General features: G+C 33.4%; 12 protein-coding genes. 7 read left to right on the top strand and 5 right to left on the bottom strand.

The window, feature by feature from the left end; all coding sequences use genetic code 11:
* Positions 1-11: 11 nt before the first annotated feature.
* Together FJOH_RS12900 and FJOH_RS12895 are read right to left on the bottom strand one after the other, a co-directional pair.
* On the bottom strand, positions 12-815 hold the full coding sequence (locus FJOH_RS12900) for a DNA alkylation repair protein (RefSeq protein ID WP_012024551.1): 804 nt from the start codon (positions 813-815) through the stop codon (positions 12-14).
* Positions 812-1450 (bottom strand): peroxiredoxin-like family protein, encoded by a 639-nt coding sequence (locus FJOH_RS12895; RefSeq protein ID WP_012024550.1) that lies wholly within the window; start codon positions 1448-1450, stop codon positions 812-814. Before FJOH_RS12895 ends, FJOH_RS12900 begins: the two co-directional genes overlap by 4 nt.
* A 99-nt stretch (positions 1451-1549) precedes the next feature.
* On the opposite strand from FJOH_RS12895, the gene FJOH_RS12890 reads away from it, so the two are divergent.
* The 7 genes from FJOH_RS12890 (at position 1550) to FJOH_RS12860 (ending at position 9114) form a co-directional block, all read left to right on the top strand.
* Positions 1550-1900 carry a winged helix-turn-helix transcriptional regulator gene (locus tag FJOH_RS12890; RefSeq protein ID WP_012024549.1) on the top strand — a complete coding sequence of 117 codons (351 nt, stop codon included), beginning with the start codon at positions 1550-1552 and terminating at the stop codon, positions 1898-1900.
* A gap of 12 nt (positions 1901-1912) precedes the next feature.
* The gene (locus FJOH_RS12885) at positions 1913-2488 is read left to right on the top strand and encodes a DUF1572 family protein (protein ID WP_012024548.1); all 576 of its coding nucleotides are present in this window, start codon (positions 1913-1915) and stop codon (positions 2486-2488) included.
* Between the two features lie 29 nt (positions 2489-2517).
* Positions 2518-2889, top strand: a complete 372-nt coding sequence (locus tag FJOH_RS12880) for a hypothetical protein (protein WP_044048306.1) — start codon at positions 2518-2520, stop codon at positions 2887-2889.
* A gap of 184 nt (positions 2890-3073) precedes the next feature.
* Complete coding sequence (locus tag FJOH_RS12875; protein ID WP_012024546.1) at positions 3074-4993, top strand: DUF294 nucleotidyltransferase-like domain-containing protein; 1920 nt, start codon at positions 3074-3076, stop codon at positions 4991-4993.
* Position 4994: 1 nt separating this feature from the next.
* Positions 4995-5624 carry a 3'-5' exonuclease gene (locus FJOH_RS12870; protein ID WP_012024545.1) on the top strand — a complete coding sequence of 210 codons (630 nt, stop codon included), beginning with the start codon at positions 4995-4997 and terminating at the stop codon, positions 5622-5624.
* A 157-nt stretch (positions 5625-5781) separates the two neighbouring features.
* A complete protein-coding gene (locus tag FJOH_RS12865; protein ID WP_012024544.1) occupies positions 5782-7263 on the top strand; it encodes a PhoX family protein in 1482 nt (493 codons plus the stop codon).
* A gap of 66 nt (positions 7264-7329) precedes the next feature.
* Complete coding sequence (locus FJOH_RS12860) at positions 7330-9114, top strand: cytochrome-c peroxidase (protein WP_012024543.1); 1785 nt, start codon at positions 7330-7332, stop codon at positions 9112-9114.
* Positions 9115-9169: 55 nt separating this feature from the next.
* On the opposite strand, the gene FJOH_RS12855 is transcribed toward FJOH_RS12860, so the two are convergent.
* The 3 genes from FJOH_RS12855 to FJOH_RS12845 all read right to left on the bottom strand — a co-directional run bounded on the left by FJOH_RS12855 (position 9170) and on the right by FJOH_RS12845 (position 13028).
* Positions 9170-9496 (bottom strand): hypothetical protein, encoded by a 327-nt coding sequence (locus tag FJOH_RS12855; protein WP_012024542.1) that lies wholly within the window; start codon positions 9494-9496, stop codon positions 9170-9172.
* A 152-nt stretch (positions 9497-9648) separates the two neighbouring features.
* Positions 9649-12369 (bottom strand): DNA gyrase/topoisomerase IV subunit A, encoded by a 2721-nt coding sequence (locus FJOH_RS12850; RefSeq protein WP_012024541.1) that lies wholly within the window; start codon positions 12367-12369, stop codon positions 9649-9651.
* A gap of 35 nt (positions 12370-12404) precedes the next feature.
* Complete coding sequence (locus FJOH_RS12845) at positions 12405-13028, bottom strand: hypothetical protein (RefSeq protein ID WP_012024540.1); 624 nt, start codon at positions 13026-13028, stop codon at positions 12405-12407.
* Positions 13029-13038 lie beyond the last annotated feature (10 nt).

The following is a 13038-nucleotide window of genomic DNA, read 5'->3' as shown; positions in this document are numbered from 1 at the left end:
CAGCATAAATTTTACTTTTCAATTGTTCTCAGTGCTTTCTTTATAATATAGGCAGTTTCTTTTGTTGGACTTTCTGTCTGCCATTTTTGACATAAATCTTTAACAAAATCAGGCCGTGATTTGCTTGCATCATTGAGCCAGTTACCTACACTATCCTGAACATATTTAGAAGAATCCGATTTCAGTAAATCTAAAATTTTCAAAGCTGATTCCGGTTTTTTCTTAAGCTCTTCGATATGTTCACACCAAACACCTCTTGGTCTTATTGCTTCAGTTGCAAAACGTCGGATATTTTCATCTTCAGATGAAGTCCATTTTAATAAAATTTCAAAACTTCTGTCCAAATTCTTAGTAATATTATGGCGGACAGCTAACCATGAAATTTCCCGAACTCCAAAATGTTTATCGGCTGCCAAAAACTGAATCTGCTCTAACATTTCTTCAATTGTAAATTTGGAATTTCTGCCAATTGCATATGCTGACCAGCATCGAACTAAATCTGATTTATGCTTAGAAATAATTGATACAATTTTTAAATCATTATTTAAAACAGACTGTTTTAATATTCCTGTTCCAATTGCTTCGTTTATCGTATTAACTGTTTGCTTTTTTAAATTTCTAACATCTATTAAAACAGGTTCCAGATATTCAATTTTATTCAATTCATTTAATACATTCTTAAGAAGCACAATTTGATCTACTGCCAGCCATTCAACCAAATTTGCTGATTCAATTTCACCTTTATTAAGCTGTTCTAAAATAGAGACTGGAATATCTTTGGCAGATCGCGCCCCTTTACGTTTTACTTCCTTCATAATACGTTAATTAATTCTTCAATATCAATCCTATTCATATAATTTACATCTAGGAATTTATAAATTATAATTCCGTTTTCGTTTACTGCAAAAACAGCAGGAACCGGCAATGTATTCTCTTGATCTTTATTAAAATCTTCAAGATTAATACCAAGAGTTTGATAATGCGGTATGACAAAATCCTGCAGCTGAAAAGTAATCCCTAACTGTTTTGCATAAGCATTATGTAAATCTGTAAGCACTTCAAACTGTAAATTGTGTTTTTCTTTAAGTGTTAAACTATTATCTGAACTCTGCGGTGAGATTGCGACTAAAGTCGTATTTTTTGCCGTAATTCTCAAAAGATTTTCTTGTAATGTTCTTAACTCCAAATTGCAATAAGGACACCAGCTTCCTCTGTAAAACGCGATTATCATTTTTCCATTCCTTAAAATACAGTCAGATGTAATGGTATCATTTACTGCATTTTTTAAAGAAAAATCTGGAATTTTATCTCCAACTTTTAAACTATTAATTTCTATATTCAGACTTTTCAAATCTTGAATTGATTTTTGGAAAGCTCCCAGTATTTCTTGTGGAACCTGTTTTAAAAGTTCGATATTCAATGTTTCAATTTGATGAGCTAAATCATTCATTCTACTTTAATTTTTGATTATTTTTGCAAAGATCGGAAAGCCGGATAGGTCTGGCAATACCGCATATTTTTGTCTCATAGGGATATAAAAGTCAATTTTATGCAAACAAAGGAACGTAGCACAGAAAATAAAATCTGCCCATTAGAAATTGCTGTAAATACTATCAGCGGAAAATGGAAAATCCCCATTGTCTGGCAGATTAATGATGGAAAAAAAAGACCAAGCGAATTTTTGCGCGGTATTGCTAAGGTAGACAGACGTGTTTTAAACCAGCAGTTAAATGAAATGGTTGAAGATGGCATATTAATCAAACATTCTTTTAACGAACTGCCTCCGCGGGTTGAATACACTTTGACCGAAACAGGAAAACAATTAGTCGAAATACTTTGGAAACTAAATGACTGGGGAAAAACACTGATTTCTGAAAACAAAACCGAACTCCAATCTTAAAACATTTCAATCATGAAAACTGATGAATCATATCTGGAAAGCGTAAAAAAGCAATTTCTATACTACAAAATGCTTGGAGAAAAGGCAATGGATCAATTAGAGCCGGAACAGCTTTTTACAGCCATAAATGAAGATACGAACAGTATCACCGCTATTGTAAAACACATTTCGGGTAATATGCTTTCGCGCTGGACCGATTTTTTAACTTCAGACGGTGAGAAAGAATGGCGAAACCGCGATGCAGAATTTGAAAATGATTTACACTCAAAAGAAGAAGTTTTAGAGATCTGGAATAAAGGCTGGAATTGTCTCGAAAATGCTTTAGAGAGTTTAAAACCAGAACAGCTTTCAGATATTATTTATATTAGAAATGAAGGTCATACAGTTATTGAAGCCATAAATCGTCAATTAGCGCATTATCCTTATCATGTGGGACAAATCGTTTTTTATGCCAAACAATTGAAAAAGAGTTCATGGGAAAGTTTATCAATTCCGAAAAATAAATCCGGAAATTATAACGCCGAAAAGTTTGCCAAAGAAAAAGAAATCAAGAACTTTACCGATGATGAATTAAAGAGATTGAAATGATAAAAGCCATGGGCTTAAAGCATAAAAAAATGAAAAAAATACTATTCTTATTTCCGGTACTGGCTTTAGTTTCCTGTTATAATGCCGAACATAATTGCAAAGATTTCAAAAACGGAAAATTTAAATTTGAGTTTGAAGTAAACGGCGTAAAAAAGGTGACTTTTTTTGAACGCAAGGACAGCATCGAAATTGAAACTTTTGAAGGAAAAACAGATACTGCAACCATTCGCTGGGTAAGTGACTGCGAATATGTACTGCAAAAAAAACATCCAAAAAATATGGCTGAAGAAAAAGCCATAAGCATGAAAATTTTAACAACAGCAAAAGATTCTTATACTTTTGAATTTGGAATGGTTGGTTCTGAAGAGAAACAACGAGGCACTGTTCACAAAGTTGATTAAATCTGATTTTATAATATAAAGCTCCTTATGGGGCTTTTTTTATGCCGTTAAGCCACTAAGTTTTTTGTATTCTCATTTTTAAAAACCTTACAGCTCTGTATCTTTTCTCTTTACTACTAAAAAATAAACGTGTTTCTTTTACATTTCTATTTTAAATAGTACATTAGAACTCTAATCTAACCCAATGAAAAATACCATTTCGCAAAGAGTTGCCGACTTTTTAAAAAATTATCCGCCTTTTAATTTCCTGCATCCAATGGATCTTGAAAAGCTTTCGGAACAAATTTCTATTGTTTATAAAGATAAAGACGCCGTAATTTTTGCCGAAAATGATAAAACACATGATTCTTTTTATGTGGTACATAAAGGTGCGGTGGCACTCAAAAAAAGCACAAAAAACTCAGTTTTAGATATGTGCGACGAAGGCGATATATTTGGACTTCGCCCACTTTTGGCACAGGAAAATTACATTATGGAAGCGGTGGCGCATGAAGAAAGTATTCTTTACGCCATTCCTATTGCCGTTTTTAAACCTTACGCACTTGAAAACAGAAATGTGGGTAATTTCCTGATCGAAAGTTATGCTTCTAACACAAGAAATCCGTATTCTGACATTCATAAAGACAAATTATACGGTGATGATCTCTTAAATGAAAATCTGCATTCCAGCAATCATTCTTTTGATTTAGCACCGATAAAATATTCAAAAAAAATAGTAACCTGCAGTCCGTCAACTACCGTTAAAGAAATTGCCAGGATAATGAATAAAAAGAAAGTCGGAGTGATTTTAATTGTAGACGAAATGCTGCCAATAGGAATTTTGACAGATAAAGATCTCCGCAATAAAATTGTAACAGGAGATTTTCCGATTACCACAACGGCCGAAACGATAATGACAAAACCCGTTATTACGTATCCAAAAAAAATGACCGTTACAGAAGCTCAAATGGCGATGATGAAAAGCAACATCAGCCATTTATGCCTTACTAAAGATGGTACTGTTAATACCAAAGCTGTCGGGATTTTGTCGAAACACGATGTAATGGTGGCTTTAGGAAATAATCCAGCCGTTTTAATTAAAGCTTTAAAAAGAGCTAAAAAAACAAAGGAAATAAAACCTATTCGAAACCGAATCATGCAGCTGCTTCAGGGATATTTAGATCAAAATATTCCGATGACTTTAATTTCTAAAATCATAACAGAGCTCAATGAAGCTTGTACAACTCGTGTTATTGAAATATGTTTAGAAAAAATGAGCAGTCCGCCGCCGGTAAAATTTGCGTGGCTGGCAATGGGAAGTCAGGGACGTGGTGAACAAATGCTGCATACAGATCAGGATAATGCGATTGTTTACGAAAATGTAAATGAAGTTTTTAGGGACGAAACGAGAATTTATTTTCTGAAATTTGCCGGACTTGTTAATAAAGGTCTCTTTGAAATTGGTTACGATTATTGCCCTGCAGATATGATGGCATCAAGTCCAAAATGGTGTATGAGTCTGGATGAATGGAAAAATCAGGTACACCACTGGATTACCAATCCGGGGAAAAATGAGGTTTTATTGTCGTTCATTTTCTTTGATTACAGCATGACATACGGCGACGCTGAAACTGTAGATCAATTATCAGAATATATTTTTGAAACCATAAAAGCAAACCCGATTTTTTATATGCATTTAGTGAGCGGTGCTTTACAAAGCCCGTCTCCTACTGGTTTCTTCAGACAATTTTTAGTAGAGCAAGACGGTGCCAATAAAGATAATTTTGATATTAAACGAAGAGCTTTAATGCCGTTGACAGATGCTGCGCGTGTTTTGATTTTATCACATTCTGTAAAGTCAATCAGCAATACGGCAGAACGCTTTGAAAAACTGGCCGAACTAGAACCTAATAATCGTGAATTGTATTTATCATGTTCATATTCTTTTAAAGCTTTACTGAAATTCAGAACCAAACAAGGGCTTTTACATCATGATTCGGGTCAGTTTATTGAACTTGAATCTCTAACCAAAATGGAGAAAATTAAACTGAAACGCACTTTTAAAACCATTAAAGAGCTTCAGGAATTAATTTCTGTTCGTTTTAATATTTCAAATCTGGTATAAAATGGGATTATTCAGTTTTTGGAAAAAAGAAGAAAATCTCTTCGATGAAAGTATTACTATAGAAGAAACCAGGTTTGTGGTTTTAGATACCGAAACTACTGGTTTTGATTATGAAAACGACCGAATTTTATGCATCGGCGCTTTGGCATTACAAAACGGCGTAATTTCGGTTCAGGATAGTTTTGAAATATATTTACATCAGGATCATTATGATAAATCGACAGCGCAGATTCACGGAATTTTAAAAGATCTGCTTGTTAAACGTCCAACAGAACTAGAAGCTTTACAGCAGTTTTTAGATTTTTTAGGCGATTCAATAATCATCGCACATCATACTGTTTTTGATGTTACTATGATTAATAAAGCTCTCGAAAGAAACGGACTGCCTCAACTCACAAATAAAACTTTAGATACAGCTTATTTATACAAGAAAACCTTGATTCAGTCGCATTTATTTGAGCGAAAAGATCATTATACTTTAGATGATCTGGCAGATAAATTCGATATTTCTAAAAAAGACAGACACACTGCTCTAGGAGATGCTTATATAACTGCTATTGCTTTTCTTAAAATTGTAAAGAAATTGCGGGAGAAAAAGGCAGTTTCATTAAATCAGCTTTTTAAAAATTAAGATATTTTTATGAAGCTTAAATTTATATTTGACTGAAAATTTTACATTTTAGTAATACAAGACTTATTATTTGTTAGCAATAAGAAAAAATTCACGTAACATGTATTTTATTTTTGAAAGATAGCTTTGCTTAATCAAAAAAAATAAAAACACAGTTATGAAACTAAATTTTCTAAAATCAATTGCACTGCTTGGTATTACAGGTTTCTCTGTAATAAGCTGTCAGAATGATGACAAAGATTCTTCAAACGATGTAAATACAAGCATCGATTTTACTTCACATTCAAAAGTTCCTGCTTTTGTTTATCCAATGACAGGTTTTGAAAACTTAAAAATCAGCACTTTAATCGCAAGTTCTGATGTTTTACCAGAATCACCTTCATTTGTTTATGGTGCACAGCCAGATGGTGCAGGATTAATGAGAAATCCAAATGGTGAAGGTTACATCATGATTACAAATCACGAAATCCTTCAATCAGTTTCAAGAGTTTATTTAGATAAAACTTTCAAACCTGTAAAAGGAGATTATATAGTTGACGGCGTTGGAGGTTTAACACGTTTATGTTCTGCGACTTTGGCTACTCCTGAAATCCACGGGTTTGGACCAATCTTTTTAACTGCCGGAGAAAGCGGACAGGAAAGTATGGTTCACGGAATTAATCCGCTTGGATTATCTTCTGATAAAGCAAGAACTGACAGAGTTTTGCCAGCTTTAGGAAAAGCAAGTATGGAAAACGCTGTTCCACTTACAAAAGAAGCATATCCTGGAAAAACAGTTATTTTAATTGGAGAAGATCAATCGTATGCAACTTCTCACGTAAGTGCAGGACAATTAATCATGTACATCGGTTCTTCTGTTGGTGACTTATCAAACGGAAAACTATATGCTTTAAAAAGAACAGATGGAAATCAGGTTGAAACTTCTATCACTTTAAATAATTCATATCCAGTTGAATTTGTTGAAATTCCAAATGCTAAAAACCTAACTGGAGCTGTTATTAATACTACTGTAAACGACTTAAAAGCAATTCGTTTTTCAAGAGTTGAAGATGTTGATTACAGAAAAGGAAGCGCAAGCAATAACAGAGAAATCTATTTTACAGCGACTGGTCAGGCAACAAACAACGCTCCTGTTGAAGGATATACAATGTGGGGAAGAGTTTATAAATTGAAATTGGATGCTGCAAATCCATTAAAAGGAACTTTAGAATTAGCTGTTGAAGGTGACAGTACTCCTGGAACCGGAATTATCAATCCAGACAATTTATGTGTAACTGAAAACTACGTTTACATTCAGGAAGATGGTGACAGTTATTATGCTGATGCTAAACACGATTCATACATCTGGCAGTACAGCATCGCAACAAAACAAAATAAACCGTGGTTAAACATGAACCATAAAAGAACTGATGCTGCATGGAATGGACTTTACAACCAAACTGGCGAAATGAGATTTGGAAGCTGGGAATTTGGTGCTATGGAAGATATTTCAGATATCATTGGTGTTCCGGATACTTTTACGGTAAATATTCACCCTCATACCTGGCAGAGTGATGCATTTAAAAATGCAGACGGTTCTGGTACTCAAACTAATAAAGAGGGAGGTCAAACTGTAATTATCAGAAACGTACAACGATAATAATTTCGTTTAAATCATAAAACAACCCTTATTTTCAATAAGGGTTGTTTCTATTACAATACTATTATGAAATTAAAACATTTTACTTTCCTGATTTTACTACTTTGTTTTTTCTTTTCATGTCAGAAGAATGAAAAATCAAAAGCAACAATACAACAAGATTTACTTATTGATTTAAGTAAACTAAATAATGAAATTGTTCAATTTCAAAAACTGGTAAATAACAATTCTTCTCAAAAAGAAATTGTAGAACAGTTTAAAAAATCGCGTCTGGTTTATAAAAAAGTCGAATGGGCTATTGAATATTTTGTTCCCGAAACTGCCCGATTTATGAACGGTCCAGCTCTTGACGAAATGGAACTGGAAGAAAACAGATCTTTTGAACCTCACGGTTTTCAGGTTATAGAAGAAATGATTTATCCGGAATATAATTCTGAAAGTAAAGAAGATTTAATTCGGGAACTGAATATTTTTCAGGCGAATATTAAACAGTTAAAAAGTACTTTTGAAGTTATTACAGTAAGTGATGATTATGTTCTGGATGCTGTTCAGCAAAATGTGTTCCGTGTGATTGCTCTGGGAATTACAGGTTTTGACAGTCCAATTTTACAATCTTCAATTCCCGAAGCGGGAGAAAGTTTAATTTCGATTCCTGAATCTCTTTCAAAAATTAATTCAAATAATAAATCATTAGCAGAATTAAAAAATCTGACTGAAAAAGCTCAAAAGTATTGTGCAGCTAATAACAATTTCAATGCCTTTAACAGAGCTGTTTTTATAAGTGAATATTTGAATCCGATTTCTAAAAAGCTAAAAGCTTTCCAGAAAGAAGAAAACATTAAAAACGTAAAGAAAAACAGTCCGCTAAAACCAACAATTGAAACTTTATTTGATAAAGATGCTTTTGATGTAAATGCTTTTGTGCTTTCTAAAGAATATAATTTCACGAAAGAAAAAGCGATTTTAGGCGAAAAATTATTCTACGATAAAAGCCTTTCTAAAAACAACGATAGAAGCTGTGCAACCTGTCATAATCCTGAAAAGGCTTTTACAGACGGCTTAAAAACCAATGTTTCATTAACCGGAATAAATTTACCCCGAAATACTCCTACTCTAACCTATGCTTCGTTACAAAATGCCCAGTTTTGGGATATGCGTCAGCTGGATTTAGAAAAACAAAGTGTAGATGTAATACAGAATAAAGATGAAATGCACGGCTCAATGGAAAATATTCATGCTAAAATTCAATTAGACAAAGAATATATCGATCTTTTCAAAAAGGCCTATCCAGGAAATTCGAAACCTGAAGCCTGGCAGATTCAAAACGCTATTGCAAGTTATGTACGTTCTCTAAACTCTTTTGATTCGAGATTTGACGAATATATGAGAGGAAAGAAAAATGCGTTAAATAATGAAGAAATTGAAGGAATGAACTTGTTTATGGGAAAAGCAAAATGTGCCACCTGTCATTTTACTCCATTGTTTAATGGAACGGTTCCGCCAAGTTATTCCAAAACCGAACACGAAGTTATTGGAACTCCAAATGAACCTTCCGGAAAATCCATAAGTCCGGATAAAGGACGTTATATATACAATCAAATGCCTCAATTGGTTGGTGCTTTTAAAACTCCTACAGTTAGAAATGCTGCTGTAACTGCACCATATATGCACAACGGAGTTTTTAAAACACTGGAAGAAGTAGTTTCTTTTTACAATAAAGGCGGTGGAATTGGTTTAGGTTATGAAGTAGAAAACCAAACACTTCCTTTCGACAAACTAAATTTGACTGTAAAAGAAGAACAGTCGCTTGTTGCTTTTATGAAGACACTTACAGATAAAAAATATCAGTAAAACCAGAATAATTTTTTAACCAAAAAAGCCGGAAAATAAGCAATCCGGCTTTTAACTATTTTGAAAATTCGCTCTCTTCTTTAAATAAATAAATTTTATGCTTTTTTAGATTTCTCTTACTAAACATTCCCAGAGAATCTGGTCTGCGGTATACTTTTTTTACTTCATATTCCTCTTTCTGCAATAGTATTATACAATCTTTATTTGATTTTATTTTAGCAGAAAAATAACCCGTACTGTCTGTTTGGGTTGCTATACCATTTATATTGACCTGTACGTCTTTTATTGGTTTTTCTGTATCATAGTCATAAACATAACCAAAAAATTTATTATTAGTACAGCCGGATAGTAATACTATCAGAAAAATATATTTGAACTTCATACTAAAATATAGTGTTTAATTTACTAAGAAATACAAATGTAAGTTGCAGATATTGAGAAAAAGTCTAGTATAGGTTTTAAAACTATAACAATAAGCCTTTTTTAATAACATAAAAAAAACGCTAAGAGTTATTTCTTAGCGTCTTATTTATATTATTCTAAAACCAATCCTATTTGGCCGTCGTCGTCTAATTCTGTTTCTACAGGATCATCTTCTGATATTTCCGGTTTTTCAGGAATTTCTTCAATCGGCTCTTCGTAAGGAAGCGGATCTAAGAGATTTACTTGTTTTAATTTATCTGTTGTTAATTGATTTCCTAGAGCTTTGAAACCTTTTACAGCTATAAAGTCTTCTACATCAATATGCAAATCGTCTTTTTGAACGCCTTTTACTTTGGCAAAAACCAATTGTGCTACCGGACGATAATCAGTCGATACAATCTCTAACTGCGAATTTGGATGGTCTGTAATAAAGCTTTCTTCTTTTCCTTCATTTTCAACAAGGAAACGTTTTAAGAAATAACGCTCTTTTTCCCCATCATAATAAATCGCAGAAATTGGTTTTTTAGGTTTCCATTTTTCCAGAACAATCATGTCTTCATCAAAATGAGTTGATAATTCAGGGATTATTACTTTTAATTTACCTGACTGATTAATTATTAAGATTTTGTCTGTTGGTTTAAATTCACCTAACAACTCTCCTCTTGCATCAACATTTAAACGTTTTACAGTATCATCAAACCAAACTTTTCTTGGCAGTAATGTCGAAATTCCTTTTTCTTTCAATTCGATTTTCTTAATTGGATATTTGGTCACCAAATTTCCTTTAGAACCACGTCCTTTAATTGCTAACTTAGCAAAATCAATATCGAATTTCAGTTTCTTAATCGTTCCAACCTGACGCAGCAATATAGTAACTACCTCAGCTTCACCATTTGGATTATGTGAAAAATAAACTACCTGAGAACCGTTTGTACCATTTGTTAAGTCGTAAGCTTTATCACGGGTTACACCGGTAACATTGAAACGTTTTATATAAGACGGCCCTGATTTACCATCACGGTACATCATGTTATAAATGGTACGTTTATCGTTTTTATCAAAAACTGCAACGTGTATAATGTCTTTTCCAATAAAAGTTTTGGCGTCGACTTTGGTTATCATCAATGTTCCGTCTCGTAAAAACACAATAACATCATCAATATCCGAACAATCGCCAACGTATTCATCTTTCTTTAAACTCGTTCCTACGAAACCTTCTTCGCGGTTTACGTAAAGTTTTGTATTACGTAAAACTACTTTTGTAGCCTCAACGTTATCAAAAACACGAAGCTCTGTCTGACGTTCGCGGCCTTTTCCGTATTTCTCTTTTAATTTAGTAAAGTAAGCAATTGCAAAATCTGTTAAATGTTCCAGATTATGCTCTACTTCTTTCATTTCGTCTTCTAACTTCGCGATTAAATCATCAGCTTTATCAGAGTCGAAACGTGTAATACGAATCATCGGGATTTGAGTCAGTCTTTGTAAATCGTCGTCATTAATTTCTCTGACAAATGATTTTTTGAAAGGCTCAAAACGATCGTATAAATATTTGTAAAGTGATTCTCTGTCTCCGTATAATTTGAAGTCGATATACATTTCTTCACGAATGAATATTTTCTCCAAAGTAGAAAAGTGCCACTTATTTTTTAATTCTTCTAACTGAATTTCTAATTCCTGACGAAGTAAATCAACTGTTCTGTGTGTTGAAATTTTCAACATTTGGGAAACACCAATAAACAACGGTTTATTGTCTTCGATAACACATCCTAAAGGCGCTACAGAAGTTTCGCAGGCTGTAAAAGCAAACAAAGCATCAATTGTTTTGTCTGGTGAAACGCCTGGGAAAAGATGGATTAAAATCTCAACATCAGCAGCCGTATTATCTTCAATTTTTTTGATTTTGATTTTACCTTTATCATTGGCTTTCAAAATACTATCAATTAAACTCGATGTATTGGTAGAAAACGGAATCTGTGTAATTACCAATGTATTTTTGTCTAATTGCGAAATTTTAGCACGTACACGCACACGTCCGCCGCGCATTCCGTCGTTATAATTTGAAACGTCGGCAATACCCTGCGTCATAAAATCAGGATAAAGCGTAAACGGTTTTCCTTTTAAGATTTTAATCGAAGCATCGATTAATTCGTTAAAGTTATGAGGCAGTACTTTTGTAGAAAGTCCAACCGCAATACCTTCTGCTCCCTGCGCTAAAAGCATTGGGAATTTTACCGGAAGATTAATCGGTTCGGCTTTTCTACCGTCATATGATAGTCCCCATTCTGTAATTTTTGGAGAATATAAAACTTCTAAAGCAAATTTAGATAAACGTGCCTCAATATAACGGGGTGCAGCTGCACCGTCGCCCGTTAAGATATTTCCCCAGTTACCCTGGCAGTCAATTAATAAATCTTTCTGACCAATCTGCACCATGGCATCACCAATACTCGCATCTCCGTGTGGGTGATACTGCATGGTGTGACCTACAACATTGGCAACTTTATTATAACGACCATCGTCCAGCTCTTTTAAAGAGTGCATAATACGACGCTGAACAGGCTTAAATCCGTCCTCGATAGCAGGAACTGCACGTTCCAGAATTACATACGAAGCATAATCCAAAAACCAGTCCTTGTACATTCCCGTTACTTTAGTAATAACGTCCTCGCCTTCTTCTTCCTGATTTTCGTAAAAATGCTGTCCCTCGAAATGCTTCGCATCTACGTTTATAATATCCTCGTCATCTCCATCCTGATTGTCATCCATCAGGTTTTCATCTTGATTATTCTCGTCGTCGTTTGGAATTATGTTATCGTCTTCTTCGTCTTTCATTTTTATGCTGAATTATTTCAGTATTTTCTATTTTTCTATTTAGATTTTCGAATATTTTCTATAAAATCAATTTCTTCCTTTACTCTTTTTTCATCACCACTTTCAATAAAAAGGGTTATTCCAAAGTTCTCTAATAGTTTTTGCATATCCGAATAACAATATTTTTGGAATCCGTTTAAGTTATCAGAACTTCTTGAACCAACACATTCGATGCAAAATTCATCGTAACCAATAATTCTGTTTTTCTTATCTCGAAACAAAATCATATGTCTTGGTTTGTAACATGCAGCGGATATTTGCTCAGGAACACAAGTATCACAAACCATCAAATTAAGAAGTTCTTTTTCTTGTACTTTATTTAATATAACTCTCTCTTGTATTTTTGTACTATCAAAAGTTAATTTATAATTGTCAACCAAAACTTTATTAAAAGGTACTTCCTTTTTATATTCTAAAGCATCCCACATTATTCTGTCATAATAAGAAACAACTTCAATTTTGGAAAAATCCTTTATTGGAAATTCTCTTTTATAAATTGTTCTACTAACCGATTTTACAATTGGAGTTCCTTCGTCTTCTATTGATAAATTCTTTGACTTTTTATCATAACAAGCTATCACACTAAAAACAATAATAAATAAGCAAAAGATTTTCTTCATACAAAACCAG

The organism is Flavobacterium johnsoniae UW101, assembly GCF_000016645.1.
GTDB classification, from domain to species: domain Bacteria; phylum Bacteroidota; class Bacteroidia; order Flavobacteriales; family Flavobacteriaceae; genus Flavobacterium; species Flavobacterium johnsoniae.
The sequence above is the reverse complement of the archived record's forward strand: the minus strand, read 5'-3'. Positions and strand labels throughout refer to the sequence as shown.

What these genes read in the sequence shown, in the direction of transcription:
- FJOH_RS12900 (WP_012024551.1), bottom strand. Translation starts at nt 815, where the DNA reads ATGAAGGAAGTAAAACGTAAAGGGGCGCGATCTGCCAAAGATATTCCA.
- FJOH_RS12895 (WP_012024550.1), bottom strand. Translation starts at nt 1,450, where the DNA reads ATGAATGATTTAGCTCATCAAATTGAAACATTGAATATCGAACTTTTA.
- FJOH_RS12890 (WP_012024549.1), top strand. Translation starts at nt 1,550, where the DNA reads ATGCAAACAAAGGAACGTAGCACAGAAAATAAAATCTGCCCATTAGAA.
- FJOH_RS12885 (WP_012024548.1), top strand. Translation starts at nt 1,913, where the DNA reads ATGAAAACTGATGAATCATATCTGGAAAGCGTAAAAAAGCAATTTCTA.
- FJOH_RS12880 (WP_044048306.1), top strand. Translation starts at nt 2,518, where the DNA reads ATGAAAAAAATACTATTCTTATTTCCGGTACTGGCTTTAGTTTCCTGT.
- FJOH_RS12875 (WP_012024546.1), top strand. Translation starts at nt 3,074, where the DNA reads ATGAAAAATACCATTTCGCAAAGAGTTGCCGACTTTTTAAAAAATTAT.
- FJOH_RS12870 (WP_012024545.1), top strand. Translation starts at nt 4,995, where the DNA reads ATGGGATTATTCAGTTTTTGGAAAAAAGAAGAAAATCTCTTCGATGAA.
- FJOH_RS12865 (WP_012024544.1), top strand. Translation starts at nt 5,782, where the DNA reads ATGAAACTAAATTTTCTAAAATCAATTGCACTGCTTGGTATTACAGGT.
- FJOH_RS12860 (WP_012024543.1), top strand. Translation starts at nt 7,330, where the DNA reads ATGAAATTAAAACATTTTACTTTCCTGATTTTACTACTTTGTTTTTTC.
- FJOH_RS12855 (WP_012024542.1), bottom strand. Translation starts at nt 9,496, where the DNA reads ATGAAGTTCAAATATATTTTTCTGATAGTATTACTATCCGGCTGTACT.
- FJOH_RS12850 (WP_012024541.1), bottom strand. Translation starts at nt 12,369, where the DNA reads ATGAAAGACGAAGAAGACGATAACATAATTCCAAACGACGACGAGAAT.
- FJOH_RS12845 (WP_012024540.1), bottom strand. Translation starts at nt 13,028, where the DNA reads ATGAAGAAAATCTTTTGCTTATTTATTATTGTTTTTAGTGTGATAGCT.